Here is a 15222-nt window from a genome sequence, read left to right as displayed (position 1 = left end):
CACGCACGAGTGGTGACGGACCATCAGTTCGTATCCACCCCATCGTGATGCGGTCCGGCGTCCGCGATCCGCGGGCGCGCAGCGTAGTCCGAGGAGACCTCAGGACACCCGCTGTCCCTTCCCCAGCGCGATCACGCCGCCCGTCGACACCGTGTACAGCTCCGCGTCCCGCTCCGGGTTGACGCCGATCGTCGCGCCGGGCGGGACCTCCACGTTCTTGTCCAGGACCGCGCCGCGCACCACCGCGCCCCGCCCGACGCGCACGTTGTCGTGCAGGACCGAGCCCTGCACCACCGCCCCGGGATCGACCCGCACGCCCGGGGACAGCACGGACCGCGTGACCTGGCCGCGGATCAGGCAGCCCGCGCTGATGATGGACTCGCTCGCGATGCCGCCCGCGCTGAAGCGGGCCGGGGAGAGCTGGCCGGAGTGGGTGTAGACGGGCCACTGCCGGTTGTAGAGGTTGAAGGCGGGGCGCTCGGCGATGAGGTCCATGTGCGCCTCGTAGTAGGCGTCCAGGGTGCCCACGTCCCGCCAGTAGCCCTGGTCGCGGGTGGTCTCGCCGGGCACGTGGTTGTCGCCGAAGTCGTACAGCTGGGCCTCGCCGCGCGTGGTGAGCTGGGGCAGGATCGAGCCGCCCATGTCGTGCACGGACTGGCCGTCCTCGGCGTCCCGGTGCAGCGCCTCGACCAGGGCCTTGGTGGTGAAGACGTAGTTGCCCATCGAGGCGAAGACCGTGTCCGGGGCGTCCGGGAGTCCGGGCGGGTCGGCAGGCTTCTCCAGGAAGCGGCGGATCGTACGGCCGTCCGTGCCGGGCGTGATGACGCCGAAGGCCGAGGACTGCTCGCGGGGCACCCGGATGCCGGCCACGGTCACCCCGGCGCCGCCCTCGACGTGCTGCGCGAGCATCTGCCGCGGGTCCATCCGGTACACGTGGTCGGCGCCGAACACCGCGACGTACTCGGGCTGTTCGTCGTGCACGAGGTTCAGGGACTGCAGGATCGCGTCGGCGCTGCCGAGGTACCAGCGCGGGCCGAGGCGCTGCTGGGCCGGGACCGGGGTGACGTAGTTGCCGAGCAGACTGGACATCCGCCAGGTGGTGGTGATGTGCCGGTCCAGCGAGTGCGACTTGTACTGGGTCAGCACGCAGATGCGCAGCACGTCGGCGTTGACGAGGTTGGACAGCACGAAGTCGACGAGGCGGTAGGTGCCGCCGAAGGTGACCGCGGGTTTGGCGCGGTCGGTGGTGAGCGGCATCAGGCGCTTGCCCTCCCCGCCCGCCAGCACGATCCCGAGTACGGAAGGCCCTCCACGACGCATGGCCGCTCCCCTCACCCTGGTAGAACCATGGATGCCCGCAGCCCGCCGGGCTCAAGCCCCCTTGCGGATCTCCTCGTACAGCGCGGCGGTGCGCCGGGCCACGGCGTCCCAGCCGAACTCCCCCACCGCGCGCACCCGTCCGGCCTCCCCCATCCGGCGGGCCGCCGCCGGGTCGCCGAGCACGGTGTCCAGCGCCCGGGCCAGACCCGCCTCGAAGCCGTCGTCCACGTCCACCAGCAGGCCCGTCGCGCCGTCCGCGACCACCTCGGGGATCCCCCCGACCCGGGAGGCCACGACCGGCGTGCCGCACGCCATCGCCTCCAGGTTGACGATGCCGAGCGGCTCGTACACCGACGGACACACGAACACGGCGGCCCGGGTGAGGAGTTGGATCACCTCCGTGCGCGGCAGCATCTGCGGGATCCAGAACACACCCGCGCGGGCCCGGCTCACCTCCTCGAACAGCTCCCGGAACTCGCGGTCGATCCCGGGGGTGTCCGGGGCTCCCGCGCACAGCACGACCTGGGCGCCCGGGTCGATGTCCCGTACGGCGCGCAGCAGATGGGGCACGCCCTTCTGGCGGGTGATCCGGCCGACGAACAGGACATAGGGCCGGGCGGGGTCGATGCCGTGGCGCAGGAGGGCGTCGGTGCCGGGGCCGGGGCGGTACAGGCGGGTGTCGATCCCGTTGTGCACGACGTGGACGCGCGCCGGGTCCAGCGCCGGGTAGCAGGTGAGGATGTCCTCGCGCATGGCGCCGGACACGGCGATCACCGCGTCGGCGGCCTCGACGGCGGTGCGCTCGGCCCAGCCCGACAGCGCGTATCCGCCGCCCAGTTGCTCCGCCTTCCAGGGGCGCAGCGGCTCCAGGGAGTGCGCGGTGACCACGTGCGGGATGCCGTGGAGCAGCTTGGCGACATGGCCGGCGAGGCCCGCGTACCAGGTGTGGGAGTGGACCAGCTCGCGGCCCTCCAGCGCGGCGGCCATCGACAGGTCCACGGAGAAGGTGCGCAGCGCGTCGTTGGCGCCGTCGAGCGCGGACCAGGACCGGTGGCGTACGACGCCGACCCCACGGCCCTCGCCCCAGCAGTGCACCTCCAGGTCGACCAGGGAGGCCAACTCCCGCGCCAGGAACTCCACATGGACACCGGCGCCGCCGTACACGTCCGGGGGGTACTCCCGGGTCAGCAGTCCCACTCGCACCCGACAACCCCTTTGTCCCGGCGGCAGCTTCCCCTCATGGTCGCCCGGATGCGGCCCCCGGGGAAGAGCGCGGAGGCCGCGTGAAGCAGCAGTCGCCGCAGACCCCGCCGCCGGGCACGCGGTAGTACAGACAGCAGCTGCGGCGGCGGAACGCGGTGCCGGTGCGGGTGCGGGTGCCGGTGGGGCGCAGCAGGGGGTGGGCGAAGAGCGCGTCGGTCAGCGCGTGGGCCCGCTCGGCCACGTCCCCTCGGCCGTGCGCCCGGGCCCAGCGGTCCAGTTCCCGGGCCGCTCCCGCGAGCGCCGAGCCCGCGTTGCCCCACAGCAGCCCGGCCGCGATCCCGTAGCGGGCCGTCAGGGTCCGCGCCAGGGGTTCCAGATGCCCGTGCAGGATCGCGGTGCCGAGGTCGGGGTCCCCGGGCAGCGCACGGACCTCGGCCAGCCACAGGTCGTCGGGGGCGGATGCCAGGGGGTCCCAGCGCAGCAGTCGGGGGTCGAGGTCGGGCAGCCGGCCGTAGCGGGCGGCGCAGCCGAGGGCCGCCGACCACAGCCGGGCGGCGAGTCCCTGCTGCGCGACGGAGACGGCGACCCGCGGTTCGGGGGCGCGCAGCCGCCGCGCGACCAGGGCGATCCGTGCGGCGAGGGGGTCGCGGTGACCGTCCGGGGGCGGCGTCGCGTACGCGTCCGCGAGCGTCGTCGGCGGGCAGCCGGCGGGCGCCGCTCCGGCGGTGCGCAGGACGAAGAAGCCGCCGAGCGGGCGGAGGGCGGCGAGTTCGGGGTCGAGGTCCACGACAGGCAGTAGTACCAGGGACACCCGTCCCAAGGATGATCAGGTCACTGCCGTACTCCATCGGCAGTAGGACGCATTGGGTGCTCAGGTACGACGACGGGAACGGCCCGGACCGGCAGAGTGTTCGCCATGGAAGCCGACCGTACGCCGCACCGGGCTCCGGGCCCGCGCCCACGCCCGTGCCCGCCGCAGCGGAGACGCCGATGAGCGCCCTCGCGCTGTCCGTGCTGCTGTCGGTCGTGTCCGCCCTCGCCTACGCGGGCGGCGCGATCGTGCAGGAGCAGGTGGCGGTCTCCTGCCCGGACAGTGCCTACATGCCGCTGCGCCGCCCGAGTTGGTGGGGGGCGCTGGCGCTCAACGGTCTCGGCGGCGTCCTGCACGTGGTGGCGCTGGCCTACGGTCCGCTCAGTCTCGTCCAGCCGCTCGGCGCGCTGACCATCGTCTTCGCGCTGCCGATGGCGGCGCTGTTCGTCGGCCGCGGGGCCGGGGCGACCGCCTGGCGCGGCGCCCTCATGGCCACGGTGGGCCTCGCCGGTCTGCTGTCCCTCGTCGGCTCCACCGACGCCCACTCCCTCGACACGGCCCAGCGGATCGCGGTGGTGCTGGTCACCGGCGGCGCGACCGCGGGGCTGACGCTCGCGGGACTGGCCGCCCACCGGCACCCCGCGGTGCGCGGCGTGCTCCTCGCCACGGCCTCCGGCGTGGCGTTCGGCATGTCGTCGGTGTTCACCAAGGCGGTCGCCGAGGACTGGACCCGCGGCATCGACCTCCACGACCTGCCCTCGCTCGCCGTGATCGCCCTGTTCGCCGGCGCGGGCGTGGTGCTCTCCCAGGCCTCCTACCGGGGCGCCGGGCTCGCCGCCCCGCTGGCCACGCTGACGGTGGTCAACCCCGTGCTGGCGGCCGCCGTCGGCATTCTGATGTTCGGCGAGACGTTTCGCTACGGCGGTGTGGGCAGCGGACTCGCCCTCAGCTGCGGCGTGGTCGCGGCGGGCGGTCTGGTCATGCTGACGACCGAGCGGATCGAGCGCACGGGCCCGCCCGCGGCGGCGGACGGCCCGACGCCGGGCGCGGGCCCGGTGGCCGCGCAGCCGGAGGCGCTGCCGGGCCTGCCCCCGCAGCGCGTGCCGGCGCCGGGCGAGGCGGAGCCGCCCGCGCCCGCCGAGGACGGCGGCGGGCTCGACGCGCCGGTCGTGCCCGACCTGCTGGTGCCGGCCCGGGGCCGCCCCGTCGACCCGGCCGCGGACGGGGACGGTTCCCGCGGTGTCCGCCCCGCCACGGGCGGCGGGGCGGACACCGCGGACGCCGAGGGCGGCGAGCCGCCCGGCCCGCCCGCGGGCCGCGTGTTCCCCGTGACGTACACGGCGCAGGCCGCGGGCGCGGTCGTGTCGCTGCCGGTCCTGCGCCCGAACCGGTGCGGGGGTCAGATCGTGACGCCGCCCGCCCGCAGATAGGCGAGCGGGTCGATGTCCGTGCCGAAGTCGGGTCCGGTCCGCATCTCGAAGTGCAGATGCGGACCGGTGACGTTTCCGGTCGCGCCCGAACGGCCGATGCGCCGGCCGGCGGTGACGCTCTGCCCGATCCGCACGGTGATCGCCGACAGATGGCCGTACTGGCTGTAGCGGCCGTCGGCGTGCCGGATCACCACCTGGTAGCCGTAGGAGCCGCCCCAGCCGGCGGCCACCACCTGCCCGGCCTCCACGGCCTTCACGGAGGTGCCGGTCGGCACGAGGAAGTCGACGCCGGTGTGGTAGCCCTTCGACCAGTGCACGCCGGCCACCCGATAGCCGGTGCCGATCGGGGCGTTGACCGGGGCGACGAGCGTACGGCCCGTGCTCGTGGTCCGGTGCGGGGTGCTCGTGTGCTCCGAAGGGGCCTTGCGCCTCGGGGACTTGGTGCCGGCGGCAGCCGTGCCGTGCAGGCTGAGCCGCTGGCCCGGCAGGATCAGGTCGGGGTCGGCGCCGATCGTCCTGCGGTTGCCGGCGTAGAGGCCGCGCCAGCCGCCGCGCACCTGGTGGTCCTGCGCGATGCCGGAGAGCGTGTCGCCGCGCACCACCGTGTACATCTCGGCGCGGCCGGCCCGCGACTGCGGGGTGGTCTGGGGCGTCACGTCCCGTACGGACGTCCCCTCCCCGGTGCTCCGCCGCGCGCTCTTCCCGGTGCTCTCCTTCGCCGCGGGCACCGGGCGTGTCGCGGCGCTGTCCGTGTGGGCGCCGGGCTCGGCGTCCCCCCGGTTCAGTCCGGCCCGCACCGAGCAGACCGGCCAGGCGCCGGGCCCCTGGGCGTCGAGGACCCGCTCGGCGACGGCCATCTGCTGCTCGCGGCTCGCGAGGTCGGCGCGCGGCGCGTACCGCGTGCCGCCGTACGCCTCCCAGGTGGACCGGGTGAACTGGAGTCCGCCGTAGAAGCCGTTGCCGGTGTTGATGCTCCAGTCGCCGCTGGACTCGCAGGCGGCGACCTTGTTCCAGGTGGAGGCGTCGGCCGCGTCGGCGGTGCCGGCGGCGACCAGCGGAATCGCGAGTCCGGCGCCGCCCGCCGTGACGGTGAGTGAGGCGCGGTTGATCCTGTTCGGCTGGTACCGGCGATGCCGGCCGCGTACGGCCATGTCCGAATTCCCCTCGGCATGCGTCAGGAGGGGCAAAACTAAGCGCGGCGAACAGGCCATGACAAGACGGAAATCCGGCCTCCCACGCCCCTCAAGTGGCCGGGAACGGCCCCCTCTTGGCCTGATCGGCGAAGGGGTGAGGCTCCCGGCGCCGTCGCCGCGTACTCAAGCCTGGCGGGTCTCATGTGCGCTCGCCAGGTCGGCAGGTCAAGATGGGCGAGGGCCCGTACTGACGGAGCCGTAGTCACGAGGCAACCAGGAAGCAGGCGGCATGAGCACTTCAGCGCAGATCGGTGTCACGGGCCTCGCGGTCATGGGCCGCAACCTCGCCCGGAACTTCGCCCGCAACGGCTACACCGTCGCCGTGCACAACCGTACGGTGGCGCGGACCAAGGCGCTGGTGGAGGGGTTCGGCGGCGAGGGCGACTTCATCGCCGCGGAGACCGCCGAGGAGTTCGTCGCGGCGCTGGAGCGTCCGCGCCGCCTGGTCATCATGGTCAAGGCGGGCGGCCCGACGGACGCGGTGATCGAGGAGTTCGCGCCGCTGCTGGAGCCCGGCGACATGATCATCGACGGTGGCAACGCGCACTTCGCGGACACCCGGCGCCGCGAGAAGGCGTTGCGCGAGCAGGGCATCCACTTCGTCGGCATGGGCGTCTCCGGCGGCGAGGAGGGCGCGCTGCACGGGCCGAGCATCATGCCGGGCGGCCCGAAGGAGTCGTACGACTCGCTGGGCCCGATGCTGGAGAAGATCTCCGCGAAGGCGGAGAAGGACGGCGCGCCCTGTGTGACGCACGTGGGCCCCGACGGCGCCGGGCACTTCGTGAAGATGGTCCACAACGGCATCGAGTACGCCGACATGCAGCTGATCGGCGAGGCGTACCAGCTGCTGCGCGATGTCGCCGGGTACTCCCCCGCCGAGATCGCGGACATCTTCCGCACCTGGAACCAGGGCCGTCTCGACTCCTACCTGATCGAGATCACCGCCGAGGTGCTGTCCCACGTGGACGCGGCGACCGGCAAGCCGTTCGTGGACGTCGTGGTCGACCAGGCCGAGCAGAAGGGCACCGGCCGCTGGACGGTGCAGATCGCGCTGGACCTGGGCGTTCCGGTGTCCGGCATCGCGGAGGCGGTCTTCGCCCGCTCGCTGTCCGGGCACGCGCAGCTGCGCGCGGCCTCGCAGGGGCTGACCGGCCCGAAGGCGGCGCCGCTGGGCAAGGAGGAGGCGGCCGCCTTCGCCGACCAGGTGGAGCAGGCGCTGTACGCGTCCAAGATCGTGTCGTACACGCAGGGCTTCCACGAGATCACCGCGGGCAGCGAGGAGTACGGCTGGGACATCGACCTCGGCAAGGTCGCGTCGATCTGGCGGGGCGGCTGCATCATCCGGGCGGCGTTCCTGGACCGCATCCGCGCGGCGTACGACGCCCGCGCCGACCTGCCGAGCCTGCTGTCGGACGAGACGTTCGCCCGGGAGATCGCGGGCGCGCAGGACGACTGGCGTGACGTGGTGATCGCGGCGGTGCGGGAGGGCGTGCCGACGCCCGGCTTCTCGGCGGCGCTGGCGTACTACGACGCGTTGCGGGCGGAGCGGCTGCCCGCGGCGCTCACGCAGGGGCAGCGGGACTTCTTCGGGGCGCACACGTACCGGCGGGTGGACCGGGACGGGGCGTTCCACACGCTGTGGGGCGGGGACCGCAGCGAGGTCTCCGCGTAGGGGCGCGGGCGCTTCGTGCGGCATCGGCACAGCCCCGCGCCCCTTCGTTCCCGCCCCCGGGTCTTCAGGTGAGCGGCGGTCCCGGCTCCGGGTTCGGGACCGGTTCCGGGCCCGGGGGGATCGGGGACGGCGACGGTTCCGGTGGGACCGGGGCCGGGGGCGGCGGGGGCTGTGGGGGCTGTGGTTCCGGCTCCGGCGGGGTCGGCCGGGGCGGGGGTGCCGGAGGTGGGACCGGGGTGGGGTAGGGGTCCGGGGTGGTCATGGGGGCCTCCGGGCGGTCGCGGGGCGTGGGCCTTGTGGACTCATCGTCCCTCCGGACCGGTCCCCCCGTCTGCCCGGCGGCCGCGGGTCACCCACCCGACAGGGCCGGGGGGTGTCGTCCGGATCGTCCCGGCGTCGCGGGCGGCTCCCCCGCACTCGGCTCCGCTCACGCGCTGGGACCCCCTGGCCGTGCGCTCAGAAGCGGCCGGGGTGTTCCCGCAGCCACTGCTTCGCGGCCGACAGCAGCTCCGGGTCCGCCGGCGGGGCGACCTCGGGGTGGCGTTCGGCCCACTTGACGACGTACGGGCACAGCGGGGCCACCGGGACGCCCTCGCGCTCGGCGAGGGCGTACAGCTCGCGGGCGAGCGAGCCGGCGATGCCCTTGCCCTCGTGGGCGGGCTCGACGATGGTGTGGACCGGGACCAGGGCGCGCGCGGGCGACTCCAGCACGAAGTACTCGACGTGGCCGACGACCTCGCCGGCGCCGACGGCCTCCAGGCGGCCCGCCGCCCGGTCGTCGCGGATCTCGATCTCGCTCATGGGCTCACACGCTCCTGGTCTCGTCCTGGTCCGGCGGACCCGTCGGTCCGGGCCCGTCAGGCCGGGCGGGCCTGCGGGCTGCGCCGCTGGTCCGAGCCGGGCACCGGCTCGGACGGGTCGGCGCCGAGGGACACGATCCGGTTGCCGCCGTCGACGTGTACCACCCGCGGCCGCAGCTGTCGCGCCTCGGCGTCGGTGACCTGAGCGTAACTGATGATGATCACCAGGTCGCCGGGGTGCACCAGATGGGCGGCGGCTCCGTTGATCCCGATGACCCCGGAACCGCGCTCGCCCTCGATGACGTACGTCTCCAGCCGGGCGCCGTTGGTGATGTCGACGATGTGCACGAGCTCGCCGGGCAGCAGGTCGGCGGCGTCGAGCAGGTCCGCGTCGATGGTCACCGATCCCACGTAGTGCAGGTCGGCCTGGGTGACGGTGGCGCGGTGAATCTTGGACTTGAACATGGTACGCAGCATGCAATGCTCCCGGAATTCGGCTCCCTGCCCGCTTTGTGCAGGTCAAGGGCTGCATGCCACTCTAGCGCGGCTGCGTTTCCGGCCGGCCTCGGAGAGTTCATCCGGGATGCGGTGGATCCGGTGCGCTCCTCGACGACAAGGGCGCCCACGTGTAGCAGACGCGCACGCCGTGGTCGTGGAGCCAGGCGGTCTCGCGGTGCCGGAGTTCGTGCGCGGACTCCGGGGCGATGGCGCTGGGCCAGCGGACGAGCACCGCGGTGACGTGGCCCGTCTGTACCAGCTGTCTCACCCGCCGCCACCCTCTGCGCCGGGCCGGGTCGGGCTCACCGTACGTGTCGGTGACGACCTCGGCGATCGTCAGTCCGCGCTCCCGGGCGAACGCGTGGCCTTCCGTCCGCGCGCACTGCGTGGCCGACCCGGACGCGCCCCGGGCTCGGTCGGCGCATACGTACAGCACGACAGGAGGAGCGGTTTCGCCGTGGCGGGTCATGGGCGCCTTCTGTAGGTGGATCGAGGAGAAGGGATTCCTCGCAGCGCGAAGGGGACGTGGCGGGGCCGCGCGGCGCCGGCCGGTGCCGATGGCATCAGGGGCAGGCCGTCAACTCGGCCCAGACGACCTTTCCTTCGGCCCGCGTCGAACATGCGGAGCCCCAGCGGTCGGCAAGTTGCTGCACGAGGAACAGGCCCCGCCCGTTCTCCTCGCCGGGGCCGGCGTGGTCCTCGGGCGGGCGGACCGGGGTGGGGCCGTCGTCGTGGAGTTCGATCCGCAGGCGCCGCGCGTCGCCGGTCAGCGTGAGGCCGCACAGGACATGACCGCTGTCGGTGTGGAGCACGGCGTTCGTGGTCAGCTCGGAGACCAGCAGCACCGCGTCGCAGCACGTGTCGCCGGGTACCTGCCAGGCACGGAGCCGGTCGCGCACGGTGTCGCGGGCGGATCTCACACTGGTGCGCAGGGCGGGCAGGCCGAACCAGTACTCCCGGCGAGGCAGGGTCGTGGCCAAGGCGGGGGCCGGGGCTGAGGGCGTGGGCAGAGTCACGGATGTCGCCTTCCAGTGCCTTCTCGGGGGCGGGCTCGGTGGGGGGATGCGGGCTCCAGCACGAGCGGTGAGAGGCGTATGACGAGGCAGGCGCCCCGCGACGGGGTGCCGACGACGGCATCGGCGTCGCGTGTCCCGTCCGGGCCGGATGCCGTGTCAGAGCTGTGACTTGACCGCTCACATGTCAACTATGCGCGTGATCGCGCTCACGCTGCAACCGACTCCCTGATAATTTCAGCAGTGCGGGTATCACCCTGGCGGCACCATCAAGCCACTGCCAGAATGGCGGCGTTGACAGTTCTTCAGGAGGTTGGGCGTGAGCGAGGCCCGTTCCGGGACCAGCGCACCGACGGTCCTGCGTATGATCCTCGGCCGTCGGCTGCAGGACATGCGGCTCGACGCCGGTGCCTCGCTGGAGGACGCGGCAAAAGCCCTGCGCGTGACGCCCCTGACGATCCGCCGGCTGGAAAAGGCCGAGGTCGCGCTGAAGCCTCTCTACGTGGAGAAGCTCCTGGAGACCTACGGGGCGGACCGCCAGGTGGTCGACGAGTTCGTCGACCTGGCCGAGCAGGCCAACGAGCCCGGCTGGTGGCACTCGTACCGCGACGCCGTCCCCAGCTGGTTCACCGCGTACGTCAGCCTGGAGACCAGCGCCAAGACCCTGCGCACCTATGAACCCCTGTACGTCACCGGCCTTCTGCAGACCCGCGACTACGCCCACGCCGTACTGCGCGGCGGGTTGCCGAACGGGAGCGAGGAGGAGCTCGCGCGCCGCGTGGAGCTGCGGCTGCGCCGCCAGAGCCTGCTGGAGCGGGAGGACGCCCCCACGTTGTGGGTGGTGATGGAGGAAGCGGTCCTGCACCGGGTGGTGGGCAGCCCGGACGTGATGCGGGAGCAGATCGAGCGGCTGCTGGACATGTCCGAGCTCGCGCACGTCAGCATCGACGTCGTGCCCTTCGCCGCGGGTGCGCATGTCGGGGCGTGTGCCCCGTTCACGTATTTCCGGTTCGAGGAACCCGAGCTGCCCGACATCGTCTACAGCGAACTTCTCTCCGCCTCCGTCTACCTGGACCAGCGCGCGGACGTCGTCTCCCATCTCGAAGCGCATTCCCGTATGGCGCTGCTGACGTCGTCGGAGGACAGCAGGGCGCTCTTGAACCGCATACGCAAGGAGTACTCGTGACATTCACCGACGAGGGCGTCTACAACGGGATGCCGGCCCGCGACCTCGGGGAACAGGGCTGGGAGCGCCCCTGGAGCGGACCGAACGGCGGCCAGTGCGTCGAGACGAAACTGCTCGCCGACGGCCGTGTCGCCGTACGGCAGTCGACCGACCCGGCCGGTCCGGCGCTGATCTACGCACCGGAGGAGATCGCCGCGTTCGTCCGCGGGGTCAAAGAGGGCCTGGCCGATCACTTGGCCGCCGGGTGACCGGCGGCGGACGTACGGGACGACGACACCGGTCCCGCTCCGGGCCTTTGGGCCGACAGACACACGCGTGAAGGGGAGAACATGACCACCAGGCAGGCCGGCCGGGATCTCGACACGAGCAAGGCGCACTCGGCCCGGATGTACGACTACTTCCTCGGCGGCAAGGACCACTTCGAGATCGACAAGGAGGCGGCCCTCGTCGCCGCCCAGGCCCACCCCGGCATCTATGTGACGGCCCGCGAGAACCGGGCGTTCATGCACCGGGCCACCCGGGTCCTGGCGCAGGAGCACGGCATCCGCCAGTGGCTGGACATCGGCACGGGCATCCCGACCGAGCCCAACCTGCACCAGGTCGCCCAGTCCGTCGCGGTCGACGCCCGCGTCGTGTACGCCGACAACGACCCCCTCGTCCTGAAGTACGCCGAACGCCTCATGCGCAGCACGACGCAGGGACGCACGGCCTACATCGAGGGCGACGTCAGGGACCCCGATGCGCTGATGAGCGCCGTGGAGGCCTCGGAGGTCCTGGACTTCGACCAGCCCATCGCCCTCTCCCTCAACGCGCTCATGCACTTCATCACCGACCCGCACGACCCGTACGCCATCGTCCGCCGGCTGCTCGACCCGCTCCCGGTGGGCAGCGCCCTCGCCATGAACCACTGCACGCCCGACTTCGACCCCGTCACCTGGAACAAGGTCGCGGAGGTCTACACCAAGTCCGGGTCTCCGGTGCAGTTCCGTTCGCACAGCGACGTCCGCCGCTTCTTCGACGGACTCGACCTGGTCGACCCCGGCATCGTGTGCTGTCACCGCTGGCGGCCCGCCGGACCGGCCGACGGGACGGAGCCCACGGACGCCCAGATCAGCCTGTTGGCGGGCGTGGGCATCAAACGCTAGCCGGGGCCCGGCCGGGTCGTTCGACCGGCTGGGCACCAGCAGCATCCGCGCGCCCGACGTCAGTCGGCCGCGTCACGCCGACGGGGCGGCGTACTGCGGTTGACCGTACTGGTATCCGCCCCACGTCGCCACGGCGTTGGCCTGCGAGTTGGCCACCGCGGTACCGCCTCCGACGGCTACGGCGCGGGCCTGGGAATGGGCCACGGCGGTGATCTGCGGAGGGCTGGGAGGGGCGTCGTAGCCGTCGGCGAAGCTGGCGCCGGCACCGAGGGCGGACAGCCCCGTGACCACCGCGGCCACGACGGCAGCACGCTGAATCCTACGCATGGTTCGACCCTTTCTTACGGGGGACGCAGTCCTGAATTGACGCGATATGAGCCTATATGCGGGTCTTTTAGCAATGTGGGATCAACGGCTCTTCGAGCGCCGTGTCGGTGGTGGCGACGACCTGGCAGGAACGCCCTTGTCCGGCTCCGCGGGCCCCACCGGGATCGCGCCCGTCGTACCGGTCACGAATGCCGAACCCTTCGGCGTCTTCGGCCAGTTGGCGCCCTCGGGATCGGAGGGAGGCTCGGCTCCTGTACACATGACTGACAAGAAGCTGTCACACGCGGGCCGGAATGCGTGTGCGGCCGGCGCCCGTTCTGACTGGCATGACTGTTGGAGTAGCGCTCAACGCGACCGACGCCCGGAACCAGGTCGACGCCACCGTGCAGCTCGCCCAGGAGGCCGCGGCCGCCGGCCTGCGGTCGGCCTGGTTCGGCCAGACCTTCGGCGCGGACTCACCCCAGCTCGCCGCGATCGTCGGGCGCTCGGTGCCTTCGCTGCAGGTGGGCACCTCCGCGATCCCCGTCTTCGGCCGGCACCCGCTGCTCGTCTCCAGCCAGGCCCAGACCGCCCAGGCCGCGACCCACGGCCGCTACCACCTCGGTCTCGCCCTCGGCACCAAACTGCTGACGGAGACCGGCTTCGGCCTGCCCTTCGAACGCCCCATCGCGCGGTTGCGTGAATTCCTCACGGCACTGCGGCAGTTGACCCGGACCGGTACGGCCGACTTCCACGGTGAGCTGCTCACCGCCACCACTCCGGTACCGGCGCGCGTGCCGGGTGCGGAGGGCGGCGTCCCCGTGCTGGTCGCCGCGATGGGGCCGCAGGCGCTGCGGGTCAGCGGTGAGCTGGCGGACGGGATCCTGCCGTATCTGGCGGGACCGCGCGCCCTGGCGGACCACATCGTTCCCGCCCTGACCGCCGCGGCCGAGGCCGCCGGCCGTCCCGCGCCGCGGGTCGTGGCCCTAGTGCCCGGCGTCGTCACGGACGACGTGGACGCGGTGCGGGCGAAGGCCGTCGAGAGCCTCGCGTTCTACGAACAGATCCCGTCCTACGCACGGGTCGTCGAACTCTCCGGCGGCCAACGGGCCGGCGACCTGGCGGCGATCGGCGACGAGAAGACGGTCGCAGCCGAGGTACGGCGTTACCGCGACGCCGGGGCCACCGAGGTCGTCTTCTCCGGCACCGAGATCGCGGGAGAAGCCGACCGCCGGCGCACCTGGGCGCTCCTCGGCGAACTGGCGGGCTGAGCAGGCCCGTCGGGCCGTCGGCCCGGCACCGTCCCCTCCTGTGCGAGGACGAGCCTCGCGCGACCGAGAAGAGACAGGGAACCCATGACCACCGAACCGACCACAGCAGACCCCCAGGCCTTCACCGAGAACTGGCTGGACTGGTACCGCGCCCAGGAGGCCCGGCTCGCCGCGCCGCACGGGTTCCTGGCGGTCACCGGCCTGCACTGGCTCGACGACCGGCCGCGGCGCTTCCCCGACGCGCCCGGGGCGTGGCACACCGGCGCCGACGGGGTCGTCGTCACCCTCGACGACGGCGAGGAACTGGTCGTCGACGGAGCGCCGGTGCGGGGCGAACACCGCTTCGGTGTGCTTCCCGAGCGCGGCGGCGTCGACGCGGTCTGGGGAGACGCCGTCATCGAGGTCGCCAAGCGCGGCGGCAGCGACATCGTGCGCCCACGGCACCCGGACGCGCCGCTGCGTACCGCCTTCACCGGAACGCCCGCCTACTCCCCCGACCCGCACTGGGCGGTGACAGGCCGGTACGTCCCCTTCGACGAGCCGCGGCCGACCACCGTGGGCGCCGCGGTCGAGGGCCTTGAGCACGTGTACGACGCTCCGGGCAGGGTCGAGTTCGAGCTGGACGGGCGTCAGCTGTCCCTCACCGCGTTCCCCGGACAGGGTGCCGGCCGGTTGATGGTGCTGTTCACCGACGCGACCTCCGGGGTCACCACCTACGCCGCCAACCGGGTGCTGACCGTCGAGCCGCCCGCCGCCGACGGCACGGTCGTCCTGGACTTCAACCGCGCCGCGAACCTGCCGTGCGCCTACACGGACCTGGCCACCTGCCCGCTGCCACCGGCCGAGAACCGACTGCCGGTGGCGATCGAGGCAGGTCAGAAGATTCCCCGCGAACGCGGCGGATCCTGAGCCGGGCGGCCGTAGGGCGTCCGGTGACGGCATTGACGTACGCCGAGACCGCTCCGTAGCATCGCGATCGGCATCGAGTGTCAGCGTGAAGCCCTGGCTCGCTGGCCGGCAACCCTCCCACGCGGCGGGGTGCTCCAGGTGAAAGCCCGGCGGAATCACCGACGATCCCCGCAAGCGCGTGGCCCCTTGACCGGGCCGGAGACACGGAGGAGGGCCATGCGGCGCAGCGACGACCCCCGTGCCTCCTTCGCCGTCGCGATGGTGTTCTCCCGGCTTGCGCGCCGCCGCCACATCGACCTGAAGCGCTCGACCAGCTCCTTCTGTCAGGACTGACGGGCCTTCCCGCCGCCGGTCGACGGCCGGGAGCGGCCGTCGCCGCTCCCGTCTCCGTCTGATCCCCCTCAGCGCCTGATCCCCGTTTCCGTCTGATCCCCGTTTCCGCCTGTCGGCCGGGGCCGCACGCCT

General features: G+C 72.9%; 17 protein-coding genes and 1 riboswitch. Of the genes, 8 read left to right on the top strand and 9 right to left on the bottom strand.

Annotated elements, in window-relative coordinates:
* Positions 1-99: 99 nt before the first annotated feature.
* Genes glgC through AC4OXY_RS41370 form a run of 3 tightly spaced genes read right to left on the bottom strand, consistent with a single transcriptional unit; the run spans position 100 to position 3328 of the window.
* Positions 100-1320, bottom strand: a complete 1221-nt coding sequence (glgC, locus tag AC4OXY_RS41380; RefSeq protein WP_356033862.1) for a glucose-1-phosphate adenylyltransferase — start codon at positions 1318-1320, stop codon at positions 100-102.
* Positions 1321-1371: 51 nt separating this feature from the next.
* Entirely contained in the window at positions 1372-2523 is a 1152-nt protein-coding gene (gene glgA / locus AC4OXY_RS41375) for a glycogen synthase (RefSeq protein WP_491992287.1), read from the bottom strand.
* 34 nt (positions 2524-2557) lie between these two features.
* Positions 2558-3328 carry a (2Fe-2S)-binding protein gene (locus tag AC4OXY_RS41370; RefSeq protein WP_362819539.1) on the bottom strand — a complete coding sequence of 257 codons (771 nt, stop codon included), beginning with the start codon at positions 3326-3328 and terminating at the stop codon, positions 2558-2560.
* Positions 3329-3513: 185 nt separating this feature from the next.
* Here AC4OXY_RS41370 and AC4OXY_RS41365 point away from each other — a divergent pair, with 185 nt between their 5' ends.
* Positions 3514-4764: a DMT family transporter gene (locus AC4OXY_RS41365; RefSeq protein ID WP_491992286.1), complete on the top strand. Its 1251-nt coding sequence runs from the start codon at positions 3514-3516 to the stop codon at positions 4762-4764.
* Here AC4OXY_RS41365 and AC4OXY_RS41360 read toward each other — a convergent pair.
* The gene (locus AC4OXY_RS41360) at positions 4734-5915 is read right to left on the bottom strand and encodes a transglycosylase family protein (protein ID WP_491992285.1); all 1182 of its coding nucleotides are present in this window, start codon (positions 5913-5915) and stop codon (positions 4734-4736) included. The two genes, AC4OXY_RS41365 and AC4OXY_RS41360, sit on opposite strands and share 31 nt — an antisense overlap.
* 271 nt (positions 5916-6186) lie before the next feature.
* On the opposite strand from AC4OXY_RS41360, the gene gnd reads away from it, so the two are divergent.
* Positions 6187-7629, top strand: coding sequence for an NADP-dependent phosphogluconate dehydrogenase (gene gnd / locus AC4OXY_RS41355; RefSeq protein ID WP_356034698.1), 1443 nt, complete (start codon positions 6187-6189; stop codon positions 7627-7629).
* 456 nt (positions 7630-8085) lie between these two features.
* Here gnd and AC4OXY_RS41350 read toward each other — a convergent pair whose 3' ends face one another.
* From AC4OXY_RS41350 to AC4OXY_RS41335, 4 genes are all read right to left on the bottom strand, one after another.
* Complete coding sequence (locus AC4OXY_RS41350; protein ID WP_356034695.1) at positions 8086-8430, bottom strand: GNAT family N-acetyltransferase; 345 nt, start codon at positions 8428-8430, stop codon at positions 8086-8088.
* A 56-nt stretch (positions 8431-8486) separates the two neighbouring features.
* Positions 8487-8906, bottom strand: coding sequence for an aspartate 1-decarboxylase (gene panD / locus AC4OXY_RS41345; RefSeq protein ID WP_356034692.1), 420 nt, complete (start codon positions 8904-8906; stop codon positions 8487-8489).
* 97 nt (positions 8907-9003) lie between these two features.
* Positions 9004-9396 (bottom strand): hypothetical protein, encoded by a 393-nt coding sequence (locus AC4OXY_RS41340; protein ID WP_356034689.1) that lies wholly within the window; start codon positions 9394-9396, stop codon positions 9004-9006.
* 94 nt (positions 9397-9490) lie between these two features.
* Positions 9491-9943 (bottom strand): ATP-binding protein, encoded by a 453-nt coding sequence (locus AC4OXY_RS41335; RefSeq protein ID WP_376291599.1) that lies wholly within the window; start codon positions 9941-9943, stop codon positions 9491-9493.
* Positions 9944-10259: 316 nt separating this feature from the next.
* Between AC4OXY_RS41335 and AC4OXY_RS41330 the strand changes: the two genes are divergently transcribed.
* The 3 genes from AC4OXY_RS41330 to AC4OXY_RS41320 all read left to right on the top strand — a co-directional run bounded on the left by AC4OXY_RS41330 (position 10260) and on the right by AC4OXY_RS41320 (position 12271).
* Positions 10260-11126, top strand: coding sequence for a Sco1979 family transcriptional regulator (locus AC4OXY_RS41330; protein WP_376291596.1), 867 nt, complete (start codon positions 10260-10262; stop codon positions 11124-11126).
* A gap of 29 nt (positions 11127-11155) precedes the next feature.
* Positions 11156-11374, top strand: coding sequence for a DUF397 domain-containing protein (locus tag AC4OXY_RS41325; protein ID WP_376291634.1), 219 nt, complete (start codon positions 11156-11158; stop codon positions 11372-11374).
* Positions 11375-11455: 81 nt separating this feature from the next.
* Positions 11456-12271, top strand: a complete 816-nt coding sequence (locus AC4OXY_RS41320; RefSeq protein ID WP_356034679.1) for an SAM-dependent methyltransferase — start codon at positions 11456-11458, stop codon at positions 12269-12271.
* Positions 12272-12343: 72 nt separating this feature from the next.
* Here the strand turns inward: AC4OXY_RS41320 and AC4OXY_RS41315 are convergent, their stop codons facing one another.
* The gene (locus AC4OXY_RS41315) at positions 12344-12598 is read right to left on the bottom strand and encodes a hypothetical protein (RefSeq protein ID WP_356034676.1); all 255 of its coding nucleotides are present in this window, start codon (positions 12596-12598) and stop codon (positions 12344-12346) included.
* 326 nt (positions 12599-12924) lie between these two features.
* Between AC4OXY_RS41315 and AC4OXY_RS41310 the strand changes: the two genes are divergently transcribed.
* From AC4OXY_RS41310 to AC4OXY_RS41300, 3 genes are all read left to right on the top strand, one after another.
* Positions 12925-13848 (top strand): LLM class F420-dependent oxidoreductase, encoded by a 924-nt coding sequence (locus tag AC4OXY_RS41310; protein WP_491992284.1) that lies wholly within the window; start codon positions 12925-12927, stop codon positions 13846-13848.
* Positions 13849-13932: 84 nt separating this feature from the next.
* Positions 13933-14757 (top strand): DUF1684 domain-containing protein, encoded by an 825-nt coding sequence (locus tag AC4OXY_RS41305; RefSeq protein ID WP_491992283.1) that lies wholly within the window; start codon positions 13933-13935, stop codon positions 14755-14757.
* 69 nt (positions 14758-14826) lie between these two features.
* Positions 14827-14940, top strand: a riboswitch (SAM riboswitch).
* Positions 14941-14973: 33 nt separating this feature from the next.
* Positions 14974-15090 carry a putative leader peptide gene (locus AC4OXY_RS41300; RefSeq protein WP_491992282.1) on the top strand — a complete coding sequence of 39 codons (117 nt, stop codon included), beginning with the start codon at positions 14974-14976 and terminating at the stop codon, positions 15088-15090.
* Positions 15091-15222: the final 132 nt, after the last annotated feature.

Source organism: Streptomyces sp. HUAS MG56 (assembly GCF_058673395.1).
The sequence above is the reverse complement of the archived record's forward strand: the minus strand, read 5'-3'. Positions and strand labels throughout refer to the sequence as shown.

Excerpts from the sequence above, each read along its gene's own strand:
- glgC (WP_356033862.1), bottom strand. The coding sequence starts at position 1,320 with ATGCGTCGTGGAGGGCCTTCCGTACTCGGGATCGTGCTGGCGGGCGGG.
- AC4OXY_RS41365 (WP_491992286.1), top strand. The coding sequence starts at position 3,514 with ATGAGCGCCCTCGCGCTGTCCGTGCTGCTGTCGGTCGTGTCCGCCCTC.
- AC4OXY_RS41360 (WP_491992285.1), bottom strand. The coding sequence starts at position 5,915 with ATGGCCGTACGCGGCCGGCATCGCCGGTACCAGCCGAACAGGATCAAC.
- gnd (WP_356034698.1), top strand. The coding sequence starts at position 6,187 with ATGAGCACTTCAGCGCAGATCGGTGTCACGGGCCTCGCGGTCATGGGC.
- AC4OXY_RS41350 (WP_356034695.1), bottom strand. The coding sequence starts at position 8,430 with ATGAGCGAGATCGAGATCCGCGACGACCGGGCGGCGGGCCGCCTGGAG.
- panD (WP_356034692.1), bottom strand. The coding sequence starts at position 8,906 with ATGCTGCGTACCATGTTCAAGTCCAAGATTCACCGCGCCACCGTCACC.
- AC4OXY_RS41340 (WP_356034689.1), bottom strand. The coding sequence starts at position 9,396 with ATGACCCGCCACGGCGAAACCGCTCCTCCTGTCGTGCTGTACGTATGC.
- AC4OXY_RS41325 (WP_376291634.1), top strand. The coding sequence starts at position 11,156 with ATGCCGGCCCGCGACCTCGGGGAACAGGGCTGGGAGCGCCCCTGGAGC.
- AC4OXY_RS41320 (WP_356034679.1), top strand. The coding sequence starts at position 11,456 with ATGACCACCAGGCAGGCCGGCCGGGATCTCGACACGAGCAAGGCGCAC.
- AC4OXY_RS41315 (WP_356034676.1), bottom strand. The coding sequence starts at position 12,598 with ATGCGTAGGATTCAGCGTGCTGCCGTCGTGGCCGCGGTGGTCACGGGG.
- AC4OXY_RS41310 (WP_491992284.1), top strand. The coding sequence starts at position 12,925 with ATGACTGTTGGAGTAGCGCTCAACGCGACCGACGCCCGGAACCAGGTC.
- AC4OXY_RS41305 (WP_491992283.1), top strand. The coding sequence starts at position 13,933 with ATGACCACCGAACCGACCACAGCAGACCCCCAGGCCTTCACCGAGAAC.
- AC4OXY_RS41300 (WP_491992282.1), top strand. The coding sequence starts at position 14,974 with ATGCGGCGCAGCGACGACCCCCGTGCCTCCTTCGCCGTCGCGATGGTG.